The 24,887-nt window shown below is 76.1% G+C and carries 17 protein-coding genes; 12 read left to right on the top strand and 5 right to left on the bottom strand.

Annotated elements, in window-relative coordinates:
* Window positions 1–31: 31 nt before the first annotated feature.
* Together AC07D6_RS18205 and AC07D6_RS18200 are read left to right on the top strand one after the other, a co-directional pair.
* Window positions 32–1,087 (top strand): glucose 1-dehydrogenase, encoded by a 1,056-nt coding sequence (locus tag AC07D6_RS18205; RefSeq protein WP_479045423.1) that lies wholly within the window; start codon window positions 32–34, stop codon window positions 1,085–1,087.
* A gap of 365 nt (window positions 1,088–1,452) precedes the next feature.
* Entirely contained in the window at window positions 1,453–2,625 is a 1,173-nt protein-coding gene (locus AC07D6_RS18200; RefSeq protein WP_479045420.1) for an FUSC family protein, read from the top strand.
* A 97-nt stretch (window positions 2,626–2,722) separates the two neighbouring features.
* Here the strand turns inward: AC07D6_RS18200 and AC07D6_RS18195 are convergent, their stop codons facing one another.
* Together AC07D6_RS18195 and AC07D6_RS18190 are read right to left on the bottom strand one after the other, a co-directional pair.
* Window positions 2,723–4,528, bottom strand: a complete 1,806-nt coding sequence (locus AC07D6_RS18195) for a thiamine pyrophosphate-requiring protein (RefSeq protein ID WP_479045418.1) — start codon at window positions 4,526–4,528, stop codon at window positions 2,723–2,725.
* A 103-nt stretch (window positions 4,529–4,631) separates the two neighbouring features.
* The gene (locus AC07D6_RS18190) at window positions 4,632–5,315 is read right to left on the bottom strand and encodes an NADPH-dependent FMN reductase (RefSeq protein WP_479045415.1); all 684 of its coding nucleotides are present in this window, start codon (window positions 5,313–5,315) and stop codon (window positions 4,632–4,634) included.
* A 469-nt stretch (window positions 5,316–5,784) separates the two neighbouring features.
* Here AC07D6_RS18190 and AC07D6_RS18185 point away from each other — a divergent pair, with 469 nt between their 5' ends.
* Window positions 5,785–6,207 carry a DUF350 domain-containing protein gene (locus tag AC07D6_RS18185; protein ID WP_315879710.1) on the top strand — a complete coding sequence of 141 codons (423 nt, stop codon included), beginning with the start codon at window positions 5,785–5,787 and terminating at the stop codon, window positions 6,205–6,207.
* 34 nt (window positions 6,208–6,241) lie between these two features.
* On the opposite strand, the gene AC07D6_RS18180 is transcribed toward AC07D6_RS18185, so the two are convergent.
* Together AC07D6_RS18180 and AC07D6_RS18175 are read right to left on the bottom strand one after the other, a co-directional pair.
* On the bottom strand, window positions 6,242–6,733 hold the full coding sequence (locus AC07D6_RS18180; RefSeq protein WP_479045412.1) for a hypothetical protein: 492 nt from the start codon (window positions 6,731–6,733) through the stop codon (window positions 6,242–6,244).
* Window positions 6,730–8,178 carry a WGR domain-containing protein gene (locus AC07D6_RS18175; protein WP_479045409.1) on the bottom strand — a complete coding sequence of 483 codons (1,449 nt, stop codon included), beginning with the start codon at window positions 8,176–8,178 and terminating at the stop codon, window positions 6,730–6,732. The genes AC07D6_RS18180 and AC07D6_RS18175 overlap by 4 nt, the downstream gene beginning before the upstream one ends.
* Window positions 8,179–8,387: 209 nt before the next feature.
* Between AC07D6_RS18175 and AC07D6_RS18170 the strand changes: the two genes are divergently transcribed.
* The gene (locus AC07D6_RS18170) at window positions 8,388–9,155 is read left to right on the top strand and encodes a peptidoglycan recognition protein family protein (RefSeq protein WP_479045407.1); all 768 of its coding nucleotides are present in this window, start codon (window positions 8,388–8,390) and stop codon (window positions 9,153–9,155) included.
* A 346-nt stretch (window positions 9,156–9,501) separates the two neighbouring features.
* A complete protein-coding gene (locus AC07D6_RS18165; protein ID WP_479045405.1) occupies window positions 9,502–11,136 on the top strand; it encodes a sigma-70 family RNA polymerase sigma factor in 1,635 nt (544 codons plus the stop codon).
* Between the two features lie 16 nt (window positions 11,137–11,152).
* On the opposite strand, the gene AC07D6_RS18160 is transcribed toward AC07D6_RS18165, so the two are convergent.
* Entirely contained in the window at window positions 11,153–12,103 is a 951-nt protein-coding gene (locus AC07D6_RS18160; RefSeq protein WP_479045403.1) for a CAP domain-containing protein, read from the bottom strand.
* A 415-nt stretch (window positions 12,104–12,518) separates the two neighbouring features.
* Between AC07D6_RS18160 and AC07D6_RS18155 the strand changes: the two genes are divergently transcribed.
* The 7 genes from AC07D6_RS18155 to AC07D6_RS18125 all read left to right on the top strand — a co-directional run bounded on the left by AC07D6_RS18155 (window position 12,519) and on the right by AC07D6_RS18125 (window position 24,721).
* Window positions 12,519–12,839 carry a CU044_2847 family protein gene (locus AC07D6_RS18155; protein WP_315879704.1) on the top strand — a complete coding sequence of 107 codons (321 nt, stop codon included), beginning with the start codon at window positions 12,519–12,521 and terminating at the stop codon, window positions 12,837–12,839.
* A gap of 91 nt (window positions 12,840–12,930) precedes the next feature.
* Window positions 12,931–14,442: a hopanoid C-3 methylase HpnR gene (gene hpnR / locus AC07D6_RS18150; RefSeq protein ID WP_479045401.1), complete on the top strand. Its 1,512-nt coding sequence runs from the start codon at window positions 12,931–12,933 to the stop codon at window positions 14,440–14,442.
* A gap of 57 nt (window positions 14,443–14,499) precedes the next feature.
* Window positions 14,500–15,531, top strand: coding sequence for a 2-dehydropantoate 2-reductase (locus AC07D6_RS18145; RefSeq protein WP_479045399.1), 1,032 nt, complete (start codon window positions 14,500–14,502; stop codon window positions 15,529–15,531).
* 164 nt (window positions 15,532–15,695) lie between these two features.
* Complete coding sequence (locus tag AC07D6_RS18140) at window positions 15,696–16,667, top strand: alpha/beta hydrolase (RefSeq protein WP_479045397.1); 972 nt, start codon at window positions 15,696–15,698, stop codon at window positions 16,665–16,667.
* Window positions 16,664–18,730, top strand: coding sequence for a vWA-MoxR associated conflict system protein (locus AC07D6_RS18135; RefSeq protein WP_479045395.1), 2,067 nt, complete (start codon window positions 16,664–16,666; stop codon window positions 18,728–18,730). The genes AC07D6_RS18140 and AC07D6_RS18135 overlap by 4 nt, the downstream gene beginning before the upstream one ends.
* Window positions 18,727–19,662 carry an AAA family ATPase gene (locus tag AC07D6_RS18130; RefSeq protein WP_479045393.1) on the top strand — a complete coding sequence of 312 codons (936 nt, stop codon included), beginning with the start codon at window positions 18,727–18,729 and terminating at the stop codon, window positions 19,660–19,662. Before AC07D6_RS18135 ends, AC07D6_RS18130 begins: the two co-directional genes overlap by 4 nt.
* Window positions 19,655–24,721: a NaeI family type II restriction endonuclease gene (locus AC07D6_RS18125; RefSeq protein WP_479045391.1), complete on the top strand. Its 5,067-nt coding sequence runs from the start codon at window positions 19,655–19,657 to the stop codon at window positions 24,719–24,721. Before AC07D6_RS18130 ends, AC07D6_RS18125 begins: the two co-directional genes overlap by 8 nt.
* The last annotated feature ends 166 nt before the right edge of the window (window positions 24,722–24,887 follow it).

Below are 24,887 nucleotides of genomic sequence, written 5' to 3'. Positions count from 1 at the left end.
CCTCCCCCGACGCGGAACGGAAGGACGGCCCATGCGCGCACTGACGGTCCGGCCCGGCTCGCGGGCCTCCATGGAGGTCCGCGAACTCCCCCCGCCCGATCCGGGCCCGCGGGAACTGCTGGTGCGGGGCCTGGCGCTGGGGGTGTGCGGCACCGACCGGGAGATCGCCGACGGGCAGTACGGCACCGCGCCCGCCGGGCGGGACTGGATGGTGGCCGGTCACGAGTCGCTGGGGCGGGTGGAGCAGGCGCCGCCCGGGAGCGGCTTCTCCCCCGGCGACCTGGTGGTCGGCGTGGTCCGCCGCCCGGACCCCGTACCGTGCGGGGCGTGTGCCCGCGGACACTTCGACATGTGCCGCAACGACCGCTACCGGGAGCGGGGCGTCAAGGAGCTCGACGGCTACGGCGCGGAGTACTGGACCGTGGAGTGCGACTACGCCGTCACGCTGGATCCGCGCCTGGAGCACGTGGGGACGCTCCTGGAGCCGATGTCCGTCGTGGCCAAGGCGTGGCAGCAGGTCGACCTGGTGGGGGGCCGCTCGTGGTTCGAGCCGCGACGGGTCCTCGTGACGGGCGCCGGCCCCATCGGGCTGCTGGCCGCGCTGGTGGGCGTGGAGCGGGGCCTGGAGACGCACGTGCTGGACCGCGTCGAGCGGGGCCCGAAGCCGTCGCTCGTACGGTCCCTCGGCGCGGCGTACCACAGCGCCGGGGCCCGCGAGGTGATGGACGACGTGCGGCCGGACGTCGTCATCGAGGCGACCGGCGCCGCGCAGGTCGTGTTCGCGGCCATGTCCGGCACCTCGCCGTACGGCGTCCTGTGCCTGACCGGGGTGTCCCCCGCCGGCCGGCGCATCACCGTGGACGCCGGGATGGTCAACCGCGACCTGGTGCTGGGGAACGACGCGGTCGTCGGCTCGGTGAACGCCAACCTCGACCACTACCGGCAGGCCGCGGCGGCACTCGCCCGGGCCGACGCGGCGTGGCTGGAGGGCCTGGTCACCCGGCGGGTGCCGCTGGAGCGCTTCCAGGAGGCGTTCGCCGCGCACGACGACGACATCAAGGCCGTCATCACCCTGGACGCCCCTTGACCGCCCCCGGCCACCCGGCCGGCCGGCGACCCGCGCCGTAACGCCCCGGGGCACGGCGGCTGCCCGGAACGGCGCCCGCCCACCACGGCGCGCCCCGCTCCCCGCGCCCCACGGGGCCGGGCCCGGGGAGCGGCGCGGAGGCGGACACGGGTGTGGGGCGCGAGGGCGGTGCGGAGGCGGATGCGGCCGGAGCAGGGCGCGGGAGCAGGTGCGGCCGGGGCGCGGCGCGGGTGGGCCGGGGCGCGCGGGGAACGGGGGCGAATGGGGGTGCGGGCGGATGCGGGCGCAGGGGCGGGTGGGCCGGAGCAGGGCGCGGGGACGGATGCGGGAGTGTGCGGAGGGGCCGTTCGTGGCACGCGCACCGGATGGCGAAATCGTGGCACCACCTCCCCGAAGCCCTGCGCGCCGAGACCCGGTCCGTGTCGCGTGCGGTACGACGCGCCCGGGCGGGGCCGGGACGCGAGCGCGACCTGGTCGCCCAGGCGCTCAAGGCCGCGCTGGCGGCCCTGGTCGCGTGGGTCGTCGCGAGCCGGGTGCTGCACGCGCCGATGGCCTTCATCGCCCCGTGGGTGGCGGTCGCCCTCGTACGGGCCACGGTGTACCAGTCGCTGGCGCGGAGCCTGGAGCAGCTCGCGGCCATCGCCCTGGGCACCACCCTCGCGACCGCGGCCGGCATGGCGCTCGACGACCCGACGGTGGCCATGGTCCTGGTGCTCCCCGTCACCCTCCTCGTCGGCAACTGGCGCAAGCTCGGGGACCAGGGGATCTACGGCGCCACAGCGGCCCTGTTCACCCTCACCGCCGGTGACCCCGGTGTCGGCCAGGCCGTCGCCCGGCTGCTGGAGTCGCTGCTGGGCGCGGCCGTGGGCGTGGCGGTCAACATGCTGGTCCGCCCTCCGGTGTACCTGCGCGACGGCCGCGCCTCGCTGCGCACCGCCCTCGACGCGGCCGCGGAGTGCCTGGCCCGCGTCGCCCGGGGACTGGCCGGCCCCTGGGACCACGGGGACGCCCGCGCGTGGGACCAGCAGGCCCGGCGGGTCGGCGAGCTCGCCGACGAGGCGCAAGACGCCCTGGCCAGGACCGAGGAGAGCGCCCGCCTCAACCCGGTCGCGCGCCGCCGGACGCGGCTCCTGCGCCGGCAGGGCCCGTACGCCCACACGACGTACGTGCTCGAAGAACTCGTCCGCTCCACCCGCGACCTGACGCGCACGCTGCGGGAAGCCGCCGACGGCGGCAGCGGCAGGCCGCGTCCCGAAGAGGACGTGGCGATGCACTACGCGCGGCTCCTCGGGCACCTGGCGACCGCCGTGACCGCGTTCGGGCACGTCGTCACCGAGGACTCCGGGGCGGCGCGGTCCCGGCTGCGGCGGGCGGTCGAGGACGCCGGCGCCGCGCACGAGGAGCTGCGCCGGCTCCTCGCGGGCAGGGGTGCCGCCGACCCCGAGTGGATGGGGCTGCACGGTTCGCTCCTCGTGGACGCCCACCGGGCCGTGCGGCAGCTCCTCCAGGAGCCCCCGCACCACGACGACCGGCCGTGACCCGGGTGCTCCGCCCTGCCCCGCCGTCCGGGCCGGGCGGCGGGGCGGGGCGGTGGGGGCCCGTCACTCGGGGCCGCGGGGAAGGCGGTGGGAACCGTCACGCGGAGCCGCGGCCGCCCTTCAGGTGGCCGGTGAGGTCGGTGAGCTTCTGGCGGACGCCGCGGGTGGCGATGCCGACGCCGTCGGGGTCCCGTACGGCGGCCTTCGCGGCCTTCACGCCCTGGTCCAGCGTGATGTGCGGCGGGATGGGGGCGATGTCGGCGTCGACCTTGAATTCCAGGACGACCGGGCGGTCGCTGCGCAGGGCCTCGTCCCAGGCCGCGCCGACCTTCTTCGGATCGTCGCAGTAGACGCCCTTGAGCCCGAGGAGCTCGCCGTACCGCGCGTACGGCACGTCCGGGATGTCCTGGGAGCCGGGGAACTTGGGGTCTCCGGCGAGGGCGCGCTGCTCCCAGGTGACCTGGTTGAGGTCCTGGTTGTTGAAGACGCAGAAGACCAGCGGCGGGCCGCCCGCGAGCCGGTCCCAGTACCTCTTCACGGTGATCATCTCGTTCATGCCGTTCATCTGGAACGCGCCGTCCCCGATGAAGGCGATCACCGGCCGGTCGGGGTGGGCGAAGCGGGCGGCGATGGCGTACGGGGTGGCGGGGCCCATCGTCGCGAGCGTGCCGGACAGCGAGGCGTGCATGCCCTTGCGGAGCTTCAGGTGGCGGGCCCACCAGTTGGTGCCCGAGCCGGAGTCCGCGGTGAGGATGCAGCGGTCGGGGAGGCGCGGCGACAGTTCGGCGGCGACGCTCTGCGGATTGACCTTGCCGTCGAAGCTCTGGTGGGCGCGCCGGTCGAGGACGCGGTGCCACTCCTTGACGTCCTTCTCGATCTTCTTGCGCCAGGAGCGGTCCTTCTTGCGGTGCAGCAGGGGGATCAGCTCCCTGAGCGTCTCGCGGACGTCACCGACGAGGTGGGCCTCCATGGGGTAGCGGATGCCGATCATGCGGCCGTCGATGTCGATCTCGACGCCGCGGGCCTGGCCCTCGTCGGGGAGCCACTCGGCGTACGGGAAGGACGTGCCGACCATGAACAGCGTGTCGCAGCCGCGGATCATGTCGTCGCTGGCCTTGCTGCCGAGCAGGCCGATCGGGCCGGTGACGAACGGCAGGTCGTCGGGGAGGACCTCGCGGCCGAGGAGGGCCTTGGCGACACCGGCGCCGAGGAGTTCGGCGGCCTCGACGACCTCGGCCTCGGCGTGCGCGGCGCCCTGACCGATGATCATGGCCACCTTGGCGCCCTCGTTGAGGACGTCGGCGGCCTTGCGGAGCTCGGTCGCGTCGGGCAGCACGCGCGGGCGGCTCCAACCGATGCTGGAGTAGACGGAGCCGTGCTGCTTGGGCGGCGAGGGCTGCGCCTCCTCTTCCTGGACGTCCTCCGGGATGATGACCGTGGCGACGGAGCGGGTGGTGAGCGCGGTCTTGAACGCCCGGTCCACGACGTGCCGCGCCTGCCCCGGATGCGTGATCATCTGGCAGTACTCGGACACGTCGGCGAAGAGCTGTTCGAGGGCGATCTCCTGTTGGTAGGAGGAGCCGAGGCTCAGCCTCCGCTGCTGGCCGACGATCGCGACGACGGGCTGGTGGTCGAGTTTGGCGTCGTACAGGCCGTTGAGCAGGTGGATCGCGCCCGGCCCGGACGTGGCGACGCAACAGCCGACCTCACCGGTGAACTTGGCGTGCCCGCACGCCATGAACGCGGCGGCCTCCTCGTGCCGCGCCTGGATGAACTCCGGCCCGTCCCCGGCCCGTCCGAAGGCGCCGAGCAGGCCGTTGATCCCGTCACCGGGGTACCCGTAGACGCGGTCGACGCCCCATCCGCGAACCCGTTCCAGCACGTAGTCGGCCACCGAAGTCATGGCATCTCCCTCTGGTCCCTCGCGGACCGTCTCGACGCACGTCGGTCGTGCCGTCCGGGTGACCGCCGCCGCGGCCCACAAACGTCGCCCACCGGGTGGGCGTCTAACCCGCCTCCGCCTGGACGTTGGCCTCCGCCTGGACGCGGTCGACCTCAGGGTCCGGGTGTTCGCCGAGGTACTCGACCCAGGCCTTCTTGACGCACGGGTAGTGCGTGGTGGCCTCGACGAGGTTCATGAAGTTGACGATGTTCGCCTCGAAGCGCTCCTGGAGCGTCCCGTCCGCGATGCGGCCCCCGTCGTCGAGCTGTGTGTGGGCGGCGGCCAGGGAGAACATGTCGGGGTAGACGCGGGCGCCGAGGTGCTCCAGCGGGACGCGCAGGGCCCACAGGCCGCGGTTGCCGCCGACCATTGACGGGGACGCCGACAGGAGCAGCACCTGCATCTCGTTGAAGGGCTGCGGACGGAACCGGGACGTCCAGTCGATGAGGTTCTTCAGGACGCCGGGGACGGAGGCGTTGTACTCGGGTGACGCGACGATCAGTGCGTCCACCTCGTGGAGCCGTTTGCGGAAGCGCTCGGCCCCGGGCGGGATGCCGTCGGCGGCCTCGGCGTCGGCATCGTAGTCCGGCACCTGGAAGTCCCTGACGGAGGCGAAGGTCGCCGACGCCCCGTTGGCCTCGACGGCGGCCACGGCCAGCCGGGCGAGCTTCGTGTTGAACGAGTCGGCTCGCCGGGAGCCGGTCATGACGAGGAACGACAGCGGGTGGCGTTGGGTGGTGCTGCTCATGGGGTCCGGGCCTTTCGTCGATCGTCGGTCGTCGGCCATGGGGGGCGTTGGGCGTCGGTCGTCGGCCATGGGGGCGTCGGTCGTCGGCGCGTGCGGGGGCGCGGGAGCCGGCGTGGGCGGCGGCCCCGTGTGCCGCCCGGCATCGCACCGCCGGCTCCTCGCGCGGCCGGCCACCCGCGCGGCCGGCCACCCGGTCGCGGAGCAGCGGGACCACCCGTCTCCGCCGTCCCGTCGAGCGCCATGCGGCTCCTCCCGGCGTCGGACTGCTGCGGCACGGGAGCGCGGGGCGGCGCCTCGCGTGCCGTACCACTGTGCGCGGGAGTCGGCGCCGCGCGCCGGGTGACGGGGCCATACGGGTCACGGGCGTCCCCCGCCCGCGCGGGCCGGTGGCCTCGGGCCGTGCGCTACATTTTGCGTCGCCTTGACCGCGATCACTCAGATCACTTCTGCAACGGGGAGCCGGCTCATCATGATCGACATCGTCAACGGACTCGGCCGGGCCGCCGCTTACGGCGGCCTCGGGCTGGTCCTGCTGATCCTCGGCATAGTCCTGGTCGACGTGCTGACCCCCGGCAACCTCCGGCGGCTCGTCTGGGAGCAGCGCAACCGCAACGGCGCCCTGCTGCTGAGTTCGGCGCTGCTCGGCATCGGCGGCATCGTGTTCACCTCCATCTGGTCGACGTACGACGACTTCGGCAAGGGCCTCGTGTCGACCGCGGTGTTCGGTCTGCTCGGTCTGGTGATGATGGCCGTGGCGTTCGTCGTGGTGGACCTGATCACGCCGGGCCGCCTGGGCGCGCTCCTGGTGGAGCCGGAGCCGCACCCGGCGGTGTGGGTGACGGCCTCCTGCAACCTCGCGGTGTCCGCGATCGTGTCGGCGTCCATCGCCTGAACCGCCGGCCGTCCCGGCCGTGGGCCGGCCCCGGTCAGTCGGGGGCGGGCAGCGGCTCGACCTCCAGGTGGCGCCGTCGCCGCGGCCCCCGGTACAGCAGGGCCTCCCAGCCCAGCCGCTCCAGGGCCCGCGCGCACCCCGCCAGGGCGGTGTCCTCCTCCTGGGCGGCGCCGCCGCCCGGCGGGCCCAGCCACTCCACCCGCACCTGCCCCGGGCCGTCGCCGGGGCCGACGCGGTAGCCGGTCCTGACGCGCCGCCCCTCGGCGTCCAGCGCGGACGGCGGGACGCCTGCCGCCTCCAGGGCCAGCGCGACCGCCCTCACCGGCTGGTTGCGCTCCCACGGGGCCGGCACGGCCCCGTGGTCGCCGCCCCCGGTGTTGGTGAGCCGCCGGATCTGGAGCAGCCCCTCGTACGCCGTGCGGACCTCGGCGGCGCGCCGCTCGGCCGCCGCCGGGTCCGCCGCCGGGTCCGGGCGCGGGGGCCCGTCCCCGGTGGCGGCCTCGAACGCGCCGCCCGCCCCGGTCACAGGAGCCGCCTGATGTCGCCGCGGACCCGGTAGAAGCCGCCCGCCGCGGCGTGCAGCGCGTCCACCGCGTAGCGTGCGCCGGGCTCCCGTATCGCGCGCGGGAACTGGACGTTCCACGAGGGCTCGTAGCCCTCGGACACGACGTGCACCCGGAGCCGTCCGCCGTCCTGGACGCACTCCACGACGACCGAGCCGGCGGGGGCGTCCGCCACCGCGGCCACCGAGGCCGCGGCCGTCGCCGGCGCGTACGTCGGCAGGGCGGCGGCGAGCTTCACGTCGCGGGCCACCGGGACCGTGCCGCGCTGGGCGGCCTCGATCGCCGTCTCGCCCGCGTCCACGCAGACCAGCGAGCCGTCCGTGGTCACCAGGTAGAGCCGCTCGTCGTGGTACTGCATGGACAGGGCCGAGCCACCGCCCGTGCCGAGCTTCCACAGGCGTGTGCCGTCCCGGTCGAAGCAGTAGACGGAGGACGCCGCGTCACCGGCGAAGACGAACCGCCCGCCGGGTGACGTGGCGCACGCGTACACGGCGCTGTCGCAGGCGTACGTCGCCTCGATCCGGCCGTCGTCCTTGGACAGCCGCTGCACGGCGTGGTGCGCGGTGCCCGCGTACACCGCCGTGTCCTCCTGCCAGCCGAACAGGACGCCGCCGCGGGTCGCCGTGTGCCACAGTTCGCCACCGCCGTCGGGCGCGTACGCCGTCACGCCCCGCTGGTGGCCGTGGTAGACGGCCCGGTCGTCGGCGCGGACCATCCAGGCGTGCTCGCCCCGGCTGCGGCGGGCCCACTGGTGCTCGTCCTCGTGGTCGATGACGGTGAGCCGGCCGGCGCGGTCCGACACGTTCAGCACGCCCTCGTGGATGTCGAGCCAGAAGATGTCGACGTCCGCCGCGATGTCGTACGCCGCGAACGGCAGCTTCGACGACAGGTCGTACACGCGGCCGTCGTCACAGCCCGCGTAGATCCAGAAGTCGTCCGCGACCAGGCACTTCACGCCGTCCGGCAGGGCGAAGCGGGCGAGGACGGCGCCGTCGTGGTCCAGGGTGTAGACGTCGCCCGCCTGGTTGCCGACCCAGCAGCGGTCGTCGTCGACGTGGATGCCGAACGCCGCCGAGCCCGTCCGGAACCGCCACAGCACCGGTGCGACCGCGCGGGCCGTCGACGGGGCCGACGCGACCTGACGGCGGGTCACCGCGCGCGGGGCCCTTTGGCCCGGGACGGCCGGCGCGTACCCCTTGCGGACCTTCTCCCCGACCTTCTTGGCCGCGGCGGCGCGCGCCTTCTCCACGGTGGGGAACGTGGAGGTCTGGGTCTGGCCGGCGGCGCCGATCCGTCCGTACCGCACCGTCACCGTCTGACCGTCGACGGACACCTCGTAGAACTTGTGCGCACCGCCGCCGTCCTGCGACAGCTCCAGATACGTCGTCTCCGCGGACACAGCAGACATGACTGGCAGACCCCTCCCCAGGGCGGACCCGGCGGCCTGTCCCGCGGGTCCCACTGGAAAAACCGTAGGACGCGGCACTGACAACCGCCCGGAGCCGCCGTCCCGTACGGAGCACTCCGGCGAGCGGCCCGCGGCGCCGTTGGCGACGATGGTGCCGACGGGCAGGAAGGACCACGGCCGGGGCGGTTCGGCGCGGAGGAGGCGGGAGCATGCGTCTGCCGCAGACCCGCAGGGCCCGTACCGCCACGTCGATGGCCCTCTTCGGGGCGCTCGTGGCGGCGAGCCTCGTCGTCGGGCCGTCGTCGGGCCCGCGGGGGCACGGTGCCGCCGAGTCCGGGGGCACCTCCCCGCAGCGCGCGGGCCGTCACCAGGGGCCGCGGCCGATGATCGTGCCCCGCACGGCGTGGCGGGCGGAGACCGTGTCGACGGCGCCCGCCGCCCGGTACGCGCCGGCGGTGCGGGCCGCCGTCATCCACCACACGAGCACCCCGAACGGGTACGACTGCGCGAGCGTCCCCGCGACGCTGCGCGACCTGTACGCGGGGCACGCCCACGGCCGGGACTGGGACGACATCGGCTACAACTTCCTCGTCGACGCCTGCGGCACCATCTACGAGGGCCGGGCGGGCGGTGTCGACCGGCCCGTGATCGGCGCCCACACCAAGGGGTTCAACGAGGGGACGGTCGGCATCGCGGCGATCGGCACGTTCTCGGAGGGCACGCGGGTGCCCGAGCCGATGCTCGACGCGATCGCGCGGCTGGTCGCCTGGAAGCTGGATCCCTCCGGGGCCGATCCGCGCGGCACGGTCACCCTCGTCTCGACGAGCGACGAGTCGCGCTTCCCGGAGGGCACGACGGCCGTGCTGCCCGTCGTCGGCGGCCACATGGACGGCTACGCGACTCGCTGCCCGGGCGCGGCCCTGTACGCGAAGCTGCCGGACATCAGCGCGCGTGCGGCCCGGCTGCAACGCCGCTGACCCACGCGTCGGCGAGCGACCGGCGGACCGTCGAAGGGGGTGCACGCCGCCGTGGACCCGTGGGGCCGCCGGCGCGCGGCGCGCGGCCCCGTCGAACACGGGCCGGAGCCGTACGGGTTCCGCACGGTGGGCGACGGCGGGTCCGGCGACCGCCTTCGCCGCGGCTTCACCCTCGTGGCGGGGGCCTCGTCGACGTCCGGGCCCCGGGCCGCCGGGCATGCAGGCCGTCCGAGGATTTCACCGGACGGGCCCGGGTGCGTACTGTCCGGCTGATTTCCGTTGTCGGGGCCGCGCCACCGGATCCCCCGACGACAGGGCCGTACGCGACGACGGGGCGAGGCAGGGCATGCACAGGGACAACGAGCACGTACCGGAGCTGGTGAGCGCGGCGCGGGCGGGTGACGGCCGGGCGCGCGAGCGGCTCGTCGAGGACTACCTGCCGCTGGTCTACAACGTGGTGGGGCGGGCGCTGGACGGGCACGCGGACGTGGACGACGTGGTCCAGGACACCATGTTCCGGGCGTTGGACGGGCTGGGCGGGCTCCGCGAGCCGTCCCGGTTCCGGTCCTGGCTGGTGGCCATAGCGATGAACCAGATACGCCGCCGTTGGAACGACCGCCAGCAGGCGCCGGTCACGTCGCTGGAGCGCGTCGTGGAGCGACCGGATCCGGCGGGCGACTTCGTGGACCTGACGATCCTGCGGCTCGGCCTGTCCGGCCAGCGGCGGGAGGTCGCCGAGGCGACCCGGTGGCTCGACGAGGACGACCGGGCGCTGCTGGCCCTGTGGTGGCAGGAGGCGTCGGGCCGGCTCACGCGCGCGGAGCTGGCCGAGGCGCTGGGTGTCCCGGCGCGGCACGCGGCGGTGCGGGTGCAGCGGATGAAGGCCAGTCTGGAGACGGGGCGCGGGGTGGTGCGCGCCTTGGCGGCGGAGCCCCGGTGCGGTGCGCTGGTGCGGCTGACGGCGGACTGGGACGGGCGTCCGGCCCCGGTGTGGCGCAAGCGCGTCGCGCGGCACGCCCGCGGCTGCCGCGCCTGCGGTGGGCACTGGGCGGACCTGATACCGGCCGAGGGGCTGCTGGCCGGTCTCGCCCTGGTCGTTCCGCTCTCCGGGTACCCGGCGGTGCCCGCCGCGCAGGTCGACGCGGCGCCCGCAGCGGCGTCCGGCGCGGTTCCCGGCCAGGCGGCGAACGGCTCCACGGCGGACGGTGCGGCGGCGAACGGCGCGGCGGGGGCCGACGGGGCGTCCGCGGCCGTACGGGAGGGTGCCACGCGCGCGGGGACGGGAGGACCCGGCGCGGGCGGCCCTGCGGGAGGCGCGGCGCGCCGGCGGGTGCCCGCGGCGGTCGGGGGCGCGGTGGTCGGCGGGGTGCTGCTGGCCGCGCTGTGGCCGGTGGCGCCCGACGCCCCCGCGCCCGTCCCGGAGGGGCCGGCCCCGAAGGGGCTCGCCGCGCCGGCGTCGCCGGCCGGGACGCCCACCGCGTCCCGTACGCCCACGCCCACCTCCTCGCCCTCCCCGCCGCCCACCGCTTCCCCGAGCCCGGCCGCCTCCGTGACGGCGGCACCGGCGCCGCCCCCGGGCGCCGCGCGGACGGCCGGGCCGGGCGCGGCGCAGCGGCTGACCGCGTTGGTGAACGCCCGGCGCGCCGAGGCCGGCTGTGCTCCGCTGCGACTGGACCCCCGGCTGACGGCGGCGGCCCGGGCCCACGCGCGCGACATGGTGGCGCGGAACTACTTCGCCCACGCCGACCCGGAGGGCCGGCACGCGGACGCGCGGATGGCCGACGCCGGGTACGACGCGGGCGCGTGGGCCGAGAACCTGCACCGGGGGCCCCGGGACGCGGCGGCGGTCGTCGACGACTGGATGGACGGCTCCGTCCACCAGGAGAACATGCTCGGCTGCCGCTACCGGGACACGGGCGTGGCGGCGGTGCCGGGCCCGGAGGGCACGGTGTGGGTGCAGACCCTGGCCGGCCCGGCGTGAGCGGCGGTGCGGCGCGTCAGCCGGTGGCGCCGAAGTTCTGGACCCACCAGGGGCCGTTGGGCCGGAGGTTCACGCCGACGCCGATGTCCCGGAAGGCGCAGTTGAGGATGTTCGCGCGGTGACCGGGGCTCTTCATCCAGTCCCGCACGGCGGTGGCCGGGTTCCCGGGGCCGCGGTGGATGTTCTCCGCCCAGGTGCTCCAGCGGTAGCCGGCGGCCCCGATCCGGTCACCCGCGTCCTGCCCCTCGGGGGTGTCGTGCGCGTAGTAGTCGCGGGCGGCCATGTCGTCGGCGTGGCCCTGGGCGGCCTCCTGGAGACGGCTGTCGGTACGGAGGGCGGGGCAGCCGGCCTTGGCGCGTTCGGCGTTGGCGAGGGCGACGACGCGGCGCACGTGGTCGGCGACCGCGCCGCCGGGCCGCGCGGGGCGGGCCGCGTACGGGTCCGCGTCGCCCACGCGCGCGGTGGGCGACGCGGGGGCGGCGGAGGGACGCTTCCCGGTTCCGGCCGTGGTGTGCCGGCCCGGTGGGGCGGGGGTGGTCCGGGCCGGGGCCGGGGTGGAGGCGGCGGGGCTGGCGTGCGGCGACGGCGGTGCCGACCGGGACGGGCGGGGCGCGGGTATGGCGGGGCTCGTAGGGGGTGTGGTGCCGGTGGTGCTCGCGGGACGGTCGCCGAGGGACGGCGCGGGCGCGGCCGTGCGGGTGGCGAGGGAGCCGCCCTCCCCTCCGGTACCGCCGAGGACGACCGTGCCGATCGCCACCGCGGCGACGGCGACCGTGCCGGCGACGACGGTGCCGACGCCCTGGTAGGTCCAGCGCTGTTTCGCGTGGCGCCGCGGCGCCGCGACGGCGGCCCCGCGGCCGGTACGGCGGCGCCGGCCGTGACGGGTCGCGGCCCGGCCGTGACGGGCCTCCTCCCGGTCCTGCCGCGGACGGCCGGGATGGTCCTGTGGGTCTCGGGGATGCTGCACGGTCTCTCCGCTCTTCGCTCTCCTGCAAGGGGCTGCCGGTTGTGGTCCGGCGGACGGGAGATCGGGCGCGGCGGCGGCGACAACACTTCTCGTGGAAACGAGGCGTTCTGCGGGAGCGGCCCCGGAAGGGGTTCTCGCGCGGCGCAGGGGCGGAGAACCCCCGCGGAAGCCGCCGCCCCTGCTTCACGGCGTCCTCGCGCGCGTAGGGGCGGAGCAAGGTCGTGCCCACGTGGCGGGGCCTGGAGGTGGGCGTCCTCGCGCGCGTGGGGCGGAGCTGGGCGTTGGCCCTCGCCCCGAACTCTCCCGGACGGGGTCCTCGCGCGCGTAGGGGCGGAGAACCCTCGCGGGGGATTCGGGTGGTCCCTCCGGACGGCCCGGCGTGCGGTGCCCCCGCGGCTGCGCGAGGCTGGGCTCCGTGACGCAGCTGATCACGATCGAGGTGGGCGACGACGGTGACGGCACGGCCGTCTTCGAGGTCGACGACGGCCTGGTGGCGGTGGGTTCGGAGGGCTTCCCCGGCGAGTCGGTCACGGCGCGCGCCCAGATGTCGCTCCAGGAGGCCCTCGACCAGTTGGGCCCCGCCCTGGCGCGGGTCTTCGACACGCTCCGCCGCCTGGGGCCGGAGGAGGCGGCGGTGGACTTCGGCCTCAAGGTGGGCGGTGAGGGCGGCATCGTCGTGGCGAAGGGCACGACGGAGGTGAACTTCGCCGTGCGCCTGGTGTGGAGGCGCGGCTGATCCTGAGCCGACGGCACACGGGCCGTCGGAGAAGAGGCCGTCAGGGAAGAGACCGTCGTCGATCGTCGTCGCCGTCCGGCTGGAGACTCACATGCGCGTGCTCCTCGTCCACCCGAGTGCCCTGATGTACTCGGAGATCTTCCTCCGACTCGAACCGCTGGGCCTGGAACGGGTGGCGGCCGCGGCACGGGACGCGGGGCACCGGGTCCGCGTCGTGGACCTCCAGGTCCTGCCGCCGGCCGTGCTCGACGCGGAACTGCGGTCGTTCGCGCCGGAGGCGTTGGGGATCTCCCTCAACTACCTGGCGAACGTCCCGGAGGCGATCGAGATCGCCAAGCGCGCGAAGGCGGCGTCCCCCGGGTGCTTCGTCTTCTTCGGCGGTCACAGCGTGTCGTTCATCGCGGAACACGTGCTGCGGCAGGCGGAGGGCGCGGTGGACGCCGTCGTGCGCGGTGAGGGCGAGCCGGCCGTGGCACCGCTGCTGGAGGCGGCGCGCGACGGCGGCCTCGGCAGCGTACCGGGCGTCGTGTCGGCGGAGGGGCGGGGGCCCGCGCCCCGGCTGTTGGAGAGCCTGGACGGCCCGCGCCCCGCGCGCGACCTGATGCGGAGACGGAACCGGTACTTCATCGGAGAGCTGGATCCGTGCGCGTCGATCGAGTTCACCCGCGGCTGTCCCTGGGACTGCTCGTTCTGCTCGGCGTGGACGTTCTACGGGCGCAGCTACCGCAAGGCGTCGCCGGAGGCGGCGGCCGAGGAGATGGCGTCGATCCGGGAGCCGAACGTCTTCATCGTCGACGACGTGGCGTTCATCAAGCCGGAGCACGGCGACGGCATCGCGGCCGCCCTGGAGCGGCGCCGCATCCGGAAGCGGTACTACCTGGAGACCCGCAGCGACGTGCTGCTGCGCAACCCGGAGGTGTTCGAACGCTGGACGCGGCTGGGGCTGCGGTACATGTTCCTGGGCATGGAGGCCATCGACGCCGAGGGCCTGGACCTGTACCGGAAGCGGGTCAGCCCGGACGACAACTTCCGGGCCCTGGAGGCGGCCCGGCGGATGGGCATCATGGTGGCCATCAACCTGATCGTGGATCCGGCGTGGGACGAGGAGCGGTTCCGCGCGGTGCGGGAGTTCGCCCTGTCGGTGCCGGAGATCGTGCACCTGACGGTGATGACGCCGTATCCGGGGACGGAGATCTGGCACACGGAGGCGCGGCAGCTGACGACGCGGGACTACCGGCTGTTCGACATCCAGCACGCGGTCGTCCCGACGAAGCTGCCGCTGGAGGTGTTCTACCGGGAGCTGGTGCGCACCCAGGCGGTCCTCAACCGCAAGCACCTGGGGCTGCGCAACGCGGTGGGCGCCGTGGGGGTGCTGGGCCGGAACCTGCTGCGCGGGCAGACGAACTTCGCGCGGATGCTCTGGAAGTTCGGCCGCGTGTACAACGCGGACCGGCAACTGGCCGACCACCGCCGGCCGGTGCGGTACGAGCTGCCGGTACCCGAGCACCGGGCGGCCCCTCCGGCACGGCAGGAGCTGTTCGTCCACACGCGTACCGCGGCGCCCGCCCACCGCCGGCCCGCCCCGGAGGCCGACGGGGTGTGACGGGCTCGGGCGTGAACACGCCTCGACGCCGGTGCGCGCGGGGGTCACACTGGCTGCATGTCGCTGAAGATCGCCGTGTTCGGCGCGGGGAGCGTCGGTTGCCATCTGGGCGGCTCCCTCGCCGCCTGCTGCGAGGTGACGCTCGTCGGCCGCCCTGCCGCGATGGACGCCGTACGGGAGCGGGGGCTGCGGCTGACGGGCGGCGGCCGTCCGGACGTGCGGGTGGCGCCGGCGCTGCTGCGGGCATCGAGCGGGGCGTCGGACGTGTCGGGCGCCGACTACGTACTGGTCACGGTCAAATCGGGGGCGACGCGCGAGGCCGCCGAGGCGATCGGTCCTCATCTGGGCGTGGACACCGTGGTGGTGAGCTTCCAGAACGGACTGCGCAACCCGGAGGTGCTGCGGTCCGCCCTGCCGGCGGGCACGGCGGTGCTGACGGGCATGGTCCCGTACAACGTGGTGCGTACCGGCCCGGCGGTCTTCCACCAGGGCACGGCGGGCGCGGTGATGGTGGACGACGTACCGGACGCGGGACCGCTGGTGGCGGCGTTGCGGCGGGCCGGGCTGGAGGTCGAGCCGCGCGATGACATGCGGCGCGTCCAGTACGCGAAGCTGCTGATGAACCTGAACAACGCGATCAACGCCCTGTCGGGGCTGCCGCTGCGCGACCAGTTGGGTGCGCGGGCGTACCGGCGGTGCCTGGCGCTGTGCCAGGAGGAGGCGCTGGCGGTGTACCGGGCGGAGGGTGCGGCCCCGGCGCGGCTGGGTCCCGTACCGGCGTCGGTGACGCCTCGTCTGCTGCGCCTGCCCGACGCGGTGTTCCGGCGGGTGGCGGCGGCGTCGTTGCGGGTGGACGCGCAGGCCCGGTCGTCGATGTGGGAGGACCTGGAGCGGGGCCGGCCGACGGAGATCGACACGTTGCAGGGGGAGATCGTGGCGCTGGCCGCCCGGCACGGCCTGCGCGCCCCGGTGAACGCGCGTCTCGTCGAGTTGGTGCGGGAGGCGGAGGCGGCCGCTCCGGGGCGGGCCCGCCGCTGGTCGGGGGCGGACCTGTACGCGGAACTGAGCGGCGCGGCACGGCGCGGGTAGGCGGGCGGTCGGCGGGGCGCGGGGCTTCGGGCGACGCGGACGCGGTGGGGTGGCGGCGTGCCGTCCGCCGGGGTTGCCCACAGGCGTTGTCCACAGGGGTTGCCGGTCCTCGTCCGTACACGAAAAGATCGTTCTCCATCTGGACGTCGACGAAGGGGGGAGCGATGAAGCCTCGCCTGGTGTTCGTCCACGGCATCGGCGGTCCCCGGGATGCCGCGGCGGATCTGGAGGAGTGGTTACGCGCGGCGGCGCACGGCGCCCGCGCGGCCGGCCACAGCAACAGGCTGTCCGGCCTGACGGGGGGCTGGGCCGCCGATGTCCGCTTCGCCTACTACGGCGACCTGTTCCGCACGCCCGGCTCGCAGGGCACGGGCGGCGCGGCCGGGCCGCGGGCGTCCCGGCAGGACGAGGAGTTGGTCGCCGGGCTGCTCCTCGAAGCCGTCGACGAGCGGCTGGCGGACCCGGCGCTGGCACCGGGCGAGGCCCGGGTGCTGCGTCACGCCCGTACGCAACTGGCCCCGCCCGGTGGCGCCCAGGGCGTGGGCGCGCCCGGTCGGCACGCGGTGAACGCGCTGACGAGTCTGATGGCGCTGCCCGGTCTGCGGTCCACCGGCGGCTGGCTCAGCGCCCGGCTCACGGCGGGCATGCTCGGCCAGGTCGCCCGCTACCTCAACCGCGGCGAGCCCGGGGACGACGGGGCGACCCTGGACGCCCGGATCCGCCGAAGGGTGGCCGCCTGCCTGGACGGCGACGGGCCGACGGTGGTGGTGGCGCACTCGCTGGGTACGGTCGTCGCCCTGGAGGCCCTGCACGCGCACGGGGGCGAGGTGCCGCTGCTGATCACCCTGGGGTCGCCGCTCGGGATGCGGACGGCGGTGCTGCCCCGTGTACGGCCGCAGCCGCTGAGCGCTCCGGCGTGCGTCGGCCGGTGGCTCAACTTCTGGGACCGCGACGACATCGTGGCCGCGCGGCCCCGGCTGGAGGACGTCGTGGTGCCGAACGCCTCCTCGGTCGGTCCCGTGAGCAGCCGGGTCGACTCGGACGGCGCGTGGGTGCACCCGGCCGCCAAGTACCTGGCGCAGGCCGCCGTGGCGGGTCCGCTCGTCGAGGCCCTGACCGCCGCCGCGGAGTCATGACCGGCCCGCGGCACGCCCTGGTGATCGGGGCGCAATGCCCTGACCTGGGCCTGCTGGACGAGTTGGAGGACGCGGCCCGGGCGCTGCACGACACGCTGACGGCGCCGTGGGCGGGCGGCTGCGAGAAGGACCCGCCGGGCGGGACGACGCTGCTGTGCGGCGACGGGGTGACGCGGGCGGACGTCGAGGCGGCGATCCGCACGGCGGCGCTCGGCGCGGGCGACGCGGGCGCGGTGCTGGTCGTCGCGCTGCTCGGCCACGGAATGGCCTCCGGGACGGGGCTGTACTTCATGGCGAGCGACTCGCGTGCGGAGGCGCCGCTGACGGCGGTGGACGTGGGATCGCTGCTGACGCAGGCGCTGGAGACGCAGGGCCTGGCGGGCGTCATCGCCATCGTGGACACGTGCCACGCGGGGAACGCGGTGCCGGACCTGAAGTCCGTCGCCAACGGCATCCGGCAGGGCGACACGCGGCTGTCCCTGCTCATGGGGTCGGGTGCGGCGGAGGAGGCGTACGGGCTGCGGTTCAGCCGGACGCTGGTGCAGGTGCTCCGGAAGGGGCTGCCCGCGGCGGGCGAGACGCTGGCGCCGGACGCCGTCGTGGAGGCCGTGCGCGACGACGGCGGCACGGCGGGGCAGGCGATCCTGCGGGCCGAGTTCGACGGGGCGCGGTTCGGGCCCGGCCCGCTGTGGCTGGCCCGCAATCCCCGGCACGCGGCCACCGGGGGCGCGCTGATCGGCCGGGTCGGGTCGGAGGAGCTGGCCCGGGCGGTCGCGGCGGTGGACGAGTCGCTGTTCGCCGGTCCGGTGACGACGGCCCAGGACATCGGCGCCGTACGGGACGGGCTGGCGGCGGCCCCGCCGTCCCCCGCCCGGGAGTGGGCGCTCGACGTGGTGGACGCGCTGAACGCGGCGGCGCGGACCGTCGGCCTGCTCGGCTCCTGGCCCGGCGCGCCGCTCACGTCGGGGCTCCTTCGGCGGACGTTCACCGCGGCGTGCCCCGGCCCCGTGGAGTCGCCGCCCGGTTCGTCGGGCACGGACCTGCTGCGCGACGCCGTCGAGTACCTGCTGCTGCGGGCACCGGTGGCGGGGAAGCGGCGGCTGGGGCCGCTCGTCGACTTCGTGGCGCTGCTGGCGCACGAGACGGGTGTGGACCCGGGGACGCCGGCGGTGCGCGACTGGGCGGCGGCCCTGGGCGCGGTGATCGACTTGAACGACGCGTTCGAGCGGTTGGCCGACCGGACGCGTGACATGCGGCTGCGGCTGGTGGTGAGCCTGCACGCGGCCGTCGGTGACGAGTGGCCGGAGTCGTTGGCGGCCTGGCTGCTGGACGGCGGCGAGGTGCGCGACCGCGAGGAGTTCGCGTGCAGCCCGGACCGGGCCGGTGTGGAGCGGCAGGTGGGCGCCGCGTTGCGGTGGGCGTCCCGGCTGGCCGCCGGGATGGACGTGCCGCTGCGCCGGGTCGAGGTCGCCGCGCCGGCCCCGCTGCTGCTCCAGTGGCGCCCGGAGGAGACCGACTTCGGGATGCGGCTGGGCGCCGATCACGACGTCGTCCTGCGGTGGAGCGACCGCATCCAGCCACCCGACCACCTGTGGTGGATCAACGACCGGGCGCGCAGGACGCTCCGCGCCATGGAGGACTGCTCCGACGGCACGCGGCTGGAGTGGCTCGGCGAGCCCGACACCCGGCAGGCGCGGGAGCTCCGCGACCGGTTGCTCGGCGGGCCGCGTACGCGCGCGGTCGCCCTGGAGCACCGGCCGCCGCACCTCGGCGACGTGCTGGAGACGCTGCTGGCGTCCTCCCCCATCGTGCTGTGGCCGGAGGACGAGGCGCACCGCGTCCCGGCCGAGGCGCGCCGCTACCTGGACGCACACTGGCACCTGCTGCCCGGCGAGTTCTGCCGGGCGTACCGCGACCGGTGGAGCGGCTGCGGCACCGCGGCCGCCGGGTGGTCGGGGCGCGGGCACCTGGCCCGGCTGCGCACGGTGTGGGACGACGCGGAGTGGCTGGATTTCTGCAGGTGGTTCGAACAGTTCGCAACGGATGGGGAGAGTCCCGCATGACCTGGCAGCCCTTCTACGCGGGAACCGGCAGCGCGCCGCGCGAGCGGGTGGAGCTGGCCCCGCCACCGCCCTGGCGGGTGTTCCCCCGCAGGTCCCTGCACGAGCAGTTCGTCCCGCCGCGGGGCCTGGTGGAGGCGGTGAACGCCGCGCTGGTCCTGCGCCGCCCCCTGCTGCTGACCGGACCGGCGGGTTCGGGCAAGTCCACGGTGATCGAGCAGGTCGCGGCGGAGCTGGAGTTGGGCCCGGTGCTGCGCTGGCACATCACGTCCCGCAGCGGCCTCGCGGACGCCCTGTACCGGTACGACGCCCTGGGCAGGATCCACGCGCAACGGCTGGAGGGGCCGGACGGCGGCGACGACATCGCGCCGTTCCTGCGGATGGGCCCCCTCGGCACGGCGCTTCTGCCGGCGCGGCGGCCCCGGGCGCTGCTCATCGACGAGATCGACAAGAGCGACCTGGACCTGCCCAGCGATCTGCTGGACGTGCTGGAGCGGGGCGAGTTCGAGATCCCGGAGCTGGCCCGGTACGGCAGGGACGTGGTGGCCGTCCGGGAGTGGGGCGGCGACGCGTACCACGAGGTGACGCGGGGCCGGGTGCAGTGCACGGAGTTCCCGTTCATCGTGATGACCAGCAACGGGGAGCGGGACTTCCCGGCCGCGTTCCTGCGCCGGTGCATCCGCTTCACGATGCCGATGCCGACACCGGAGACCCTGCTCAGGGTCGTCGCGGCGCACCTGGGCGCCGACGCGGCGCGGTCGGAGGCGGCCGGTGAGCTGGTGGACGCGTTCGTCGAGCGGCTCACGGCCGGCGAGAGCCTCGCCGTGGACCAGTTGCTCAACGCCGTCCACCTGCTGACCGGGGACGGGGCGCCGGACGACGAGCGGCGGCAGGCCGTCGTGGACCTGCTGCTGCGGGAGTTGTCCCGTGTCTGACGCGCTGGGCCGGGTCCTGTCCGCGCTGCGCTCGGCCGCCCCCCACCTGGACCCGGCCGCGGGCGGCGGACCGGGACCGGGCGGCGGGCTCGACGGCACGGGGCTGGCGGAGGCCCTCTGGCTGGCGGCCACGATGGCGCGGCACCGCCCCGCGGATCCTCCGTCGACGGGCCCGCCGCCGTCCGCCGCGCCGGGGGGTGACGCGCCCGCGTCGCGGGAGGCCGGGCCGCAGGACCCGCCGCGGCAGCCCGCGGCACGCGCGTCCGACCCGGTGGCGCCCGGCGCGGCGGCGCGCGCCGCCGGGACGCGCGGGCTGCACGAGCGGCTGCCCGGGGCCGGTACGCGGCTGCGCGGCCACGCCGTGGCGGCGCCTCGCGCCACGGGCCTGCCCCGCGCCCTGGAGGTGACGCGGGCGCTGCGGCCGTGGAAGCGCCCGTGGCCGGAGGGACGGCGCGGCGCGCTGGACATCGAGGCGACCGTGGACGGGTACGCCCGCAGCGGCGAGTTGATCCCCGTGTTCGCGGCCGCTCCGGAACGGTGGTTCGACCTGACGCTGGTCGTCGACCGCTCCCCCAACATGCGGGTGTGGGAGGAGACCCTCGACGACTTCACCACCGTCCTGGACCGTCTGGGTGCCTTCCGCACGCTCCAGGTGCGGGACCTGCTGTTCGACGGGGCCGGGCGTCCGCAGGCGCCGGGCCAGCTGCGCCAGGCGGACGGCCGGAGGCTGGTCGTCGTCGTGTCCGACTGCGTGGCCGCGCCGTGGCGGGCACCGGCCGTGTGGCGGCTGCTGCGGGAGTGGGCGGCCACGACGCCCATGGCGCTGCTGAACCCGCTCCCGACGAAGCTGTGGCGGCGCGGCGGGCTGAACCTCCCCACGGTCCGGTTCACGCCCGCCGCGCCCGGCGCCCACCGCAGCCGCCTCCCGCACGAGGCGCCCCCGCTGCTCGACCTCGCCGGCCCGGACGGCGCGGCCCGCAGCGGCGCGGCCACCGGGGAGGGCGCGGGGGAGAGCGCGGGGCGCGACGACGCGGGGGCGTGGCTGCCGATCCCCGTGCTGTCGCTGTCGCCGCACTCGCTGGACCGCTGGTCGCGGGCGGCGATGCGCGGCGCACCCGAGGGCTGTACGGCCGTCCTCGTCCCGCCGGGCGGGCGGTTGCCGGGCCGGTCCCGGCCGCGCGCCGCGTCGCTGTCACCCGGTACGGCCGCGAAGGGCTTCCTCCGCACGGCCGCTCCCCGGGCGGTGCGGCTGGCGGTGCTGTGCGCGCCGTTCGACCGGCTCAGCCTGCGGCTGCTCCACGTGATCCGCCGGGAACTGGTGCCCGACGCGACGACCGCCGACGTGGCGGAGGCGGTGACGAGCGGGCTGTTCGAGCTGGAGCAGCCCGCGGGCGACTCCGGGCCGCTGGAGCTGGTCCTGCCCGAGGAGGTCAGGGCGGTGCTGCGGGAGCGGCTGCCCGCGCACGAGGCGTGGCGGGTCCACCAGGCCCTCGACCGGCACGTGGCGTCCCTCGGCGACGGCCGGCCGGGGCTGCGCTCGGTGGCGTACGACGCGTCCGGGCCCCATGAGTTGCCGGCCGAGCAGGAGGCGTTCGCCCGGGCGTCCCGGCAGACGCTGGAACTGCTGGGGCTGGCGGTGCCCGGCGGAGAGGGGCCCGCACCGGACGGAGGCGGGGAGACGGACGGGGCCGGGGCGACGGGCGCGGAGTCCGACGCGTTCCCGCCCCCGCCCGAGAGGTTCGTCGAGCGGGGGCACACCGTCGAGTCCCTCGTCGCCCGGCTCGCGGATCCGGCCGCGGGCGTCGTGTGGGTGACCGCGGTCCGGGACGATCCCGGCGCGGGGCGGACGGCACTGGCACTGCGGGCGGCCCACCGCTTCGCCGGTGAGCGGCACTTCGTCGACATGCGCGGTTCGAGCGACCACCCCGTACCGCCCGAGGCGGCGCTGCACCGCCTGCTGACCTCCCTGGGGGCACCCGACGACGGAGAGGCGCGCTCCGCCGAGGAACTGGCCGCCGAGCTGGCCGAGGCGGTCACCGGGCGGCGTGTGCTGCTCGTCCTCGACGACGTGCCCGAGCCCGCGCGGATGGAGCGCCTGCTGCCGTCCGTACCCGGCTGCGCCGTGCTCGCCACGACCCGGGTGACGGACGTGGCGCCCGAGCACCGACTGGCGCCCCTGCTGGACGGGGAGGCCGCGGACCTCCTCGCCACCTGGGCCGACCGGGAAGGGCACGAGGGGCGTGCCGCCCTGCGGGAGCTGCCGGCCGGCCGCGCGTGGTGGCCGCTCACGCTCCGGCTCATCGGGTCCTGGATCGCTTCGAGTGCCGCGCCGCCCCCGGCCGAGTTGTCCCGGATGATCCGCGACAGTTTGTCCGGCAGGACGCGGGCGACGCCGAAGGAGGACCTGGCCGCCGTCCTCCACCTGCGGCTGCGGGCCCTGCCCGCCCCGGAGCGGGAGGCGCTGCGCCGCTTCGTGCTCGTCCCGACCGGGCAGCTGACCCGCACGGAGGCGTGGGCCCTCCTCGGCGGCGACCGGGCCGCCCGCGCGGCGCTCGACCGGCTGACCGCCGAGGGACTGCTGGACCGGCGGGCCGCCGGGGTGTACCGCGTGCCGGAGGAGGTGCGCCGCCACACGATCCGGGAGCACGGGTACGGCGCCGAGGCGGCGGCCCCCCTCCTCCAGCGGCTCGTCGGCCACTACCTCGCCCGCGCCGCCGCGCTGTACGAGGAGGACCGCCCCGACTCCGCCCTCGTGGTCAACCTGGGGGTGCGGGCCACCGACATCCTCGACGACCCGGTTTCGCGGCACGTCTGGCTCGACAACGCGCTGGCGCTGGCCGCCTCGGCCGGCGGGGCCCCCGACCCGCTGCCGCGGCAGGTGCCCGACCTGCTGCTGCTCCTCCACGTCCACGGCGCCTCGGCCTCCTACCGGTCGCGGTTCGAGGAAGCCGCGAGGGCCGTGATCGGGAGGGCCTCCGCACGCTCCGGGGAGCCGACGGCCCGGGCCGTGGTCGCCCTGGCCCTGTCGCAGTACGCCGCCGGGGCGGTCGCGGACGCCGCGTCGACGTTGAACGGGCTGCCGGGGGGCGCGTGGGACCGGGACGACGCCCTGCGCGGTCCGGTGAACCGACTGGCCGGGCAACTGGCCCTGGCGAGGGGCGCGCCGACCGAGGCCGAAGAACCCCTGAGGCGGGCGCTCGACGCCTTCCGCGCGGACGACGACCGCTTCGGCGTGGCGGCGACCTGTCTGGACCTGGCATCGGTCCTCACCCGGCTCGGCAGGACCGACGAGGTGCTCCGGACGGTGCTGGAGGCGCTCGGCGGCTATCCGGACTCGGTTCCCCACCCGCTGATGCGCAGTGCCCTCCTGGCGCTGGAGGACGCGCTCGCGACGGCCGGCCGGTACGGCGAACTGCTCTCCGCGCAGGAGGCGCTCCTCGCCCAGTACCGGACGGAAGGCGGGGACTCCCGCGCCGAGGGCCTGCTCCTGACCCGCATCGCGCGGACGCTGGTCGCGCTGGACCGGCTCGACGAGGCCGGGGAAGCCGCACGGGCAGCGCTCGAGCGCCTGGACGGCCCCGGCGCGCAGGCCGACCGGGAGGAGGCCCGGCGGCTGCTCGACGAGGCCGGGGCGAGTCCCGGTTCCCCGAAGCCCCGGACCATCGTCGCCGTCGAAACGGACGGTGATCCGCGGGCGACGGGCGAGGCCCTTTCGCTCGCCCTGACCTCCGTGGCCGGGGGCCGCGACCTCGGGTGGTCGGACCACCGCCTGGTGGTCGGGGACGACCGCTGCCTGCTGTTCCTGCCCGCCGACGTCCCGCTCGACGCACTGCTCAGCACGCTGGCGGAGCGGCTGCCGGACGAACTGGAGGCGGCCGGGCGGCACCCGGCGGTGCGGCTGGCCGTGCACGTGGGTTCCGTCGAAGGGTTCGACGAAGGACGGGCGGAGGCCGAGCTGAACGTGCGGCTCGCGTTGGGCATGCTGCGCTCCGCGGAGTTCCGGGCGCTCTCGGAGAACTTCCCCTTCCACCCCGCCCTGTGCGTCTCGCCCGAGGTGTTCGGCCGGCTCGGCCACGGGGACGGGGACGGGCTCGTGGCAGGACGGTTCGTGCCGCGTGAGGTCACCGGGGCGGACGGCCGGGTCGTGTGCGTCGTCCTCACCCCGCACGTCGACCTGACCGCGTACGACGCCGAACTGCTCATGCTGGCCCGCGTGTTCAACGACCGCGACCCGGACGGGCGGGTGATGGCGGCGGCCGTACGGGAGTCCCTGGACGCGGTGCTCGCCCCGGAGGCCACCGGCCGTTACGACGTGGCGGAGCTGGACGAGCGGGAGAAGGCGCTGATCGGGCCACGGCTGGAGCTGGAGCTGCGGCGCCTGTTCCCCGCGGTGGCGCCGTTCCGGCTGAGGCTGTCGCTGGACGGCGGTCGGGGCTGGGCGTCGTTCTCGCGGGCCGAGCACGGCGAGATCTTCCTGGTCGTCCAGGCCGACGACGCGCACGCCCGGTGGTCGGCCGGGCTGCTGCGGATGCGCCATGGCATGACGGTCGCGCCGGTGCACCGGGACGCGCCGTCACCGCTCACGGCACAGGCGCGGATGGCGGTGCTGTGGCTGCACCGCGGCGCGCCGCTGCCGGAGAACGTGCTGCTGCGCCTGCCCGAGGCGGACCGCGTCGCGGTCCTGGCGCCCGCGTCCGTCGTGGACCGTGCGGCGGAGCTGTTCCGGCGGGTGCGGGAGCGGCCGGTGCCCGAGGCGGCGCTGCGGGCCGTGACGCGGCGCCGTGACAGCGCCCGCCTGGTCCGGGAGGCGGCCGCGGCGCTCCGGGAGGAGGGCGTGCTGGTGGTGGGCGGCAACCGGCGGGGACGGGAGCTGGCCAGGGCGCTGCGGATCCCCGTGCCGGAGGCGGACGCGTACGTGAGCGTGCGGCTGACCCGCCGCCGGCCGCACCACGGCGGGCCGTCGATCCTCGCGGGTGGCGTGGCCTGGGTGGTGGCCGGGCCAAACGATCCGGTGGAGCCGCTCCCGCAGGACCTGCCGGCCCCCCGGCGGCCCAGGTGACCCGCCCACCGGGACCGCGGCCGCCGGCGGTGCGGGCGCGCGGGCGCGGTCGCCGTGGCGCGTTCCCCGGCCGCGCGGGCCCGGCCGACGGCGGGGGCGCGCGAGCCCGGTCCCGGCTCACACGCCCGTGGGCCAGGTCTCCTCCTCGCGGGCGTCCGGCAGGGCG

Source organism: Streptomyces sp. NPDC045287, assembly GCF_056432325.1.
This window is presented reverse-complemented; position numbering and strand designations above follow the sequence as displayed.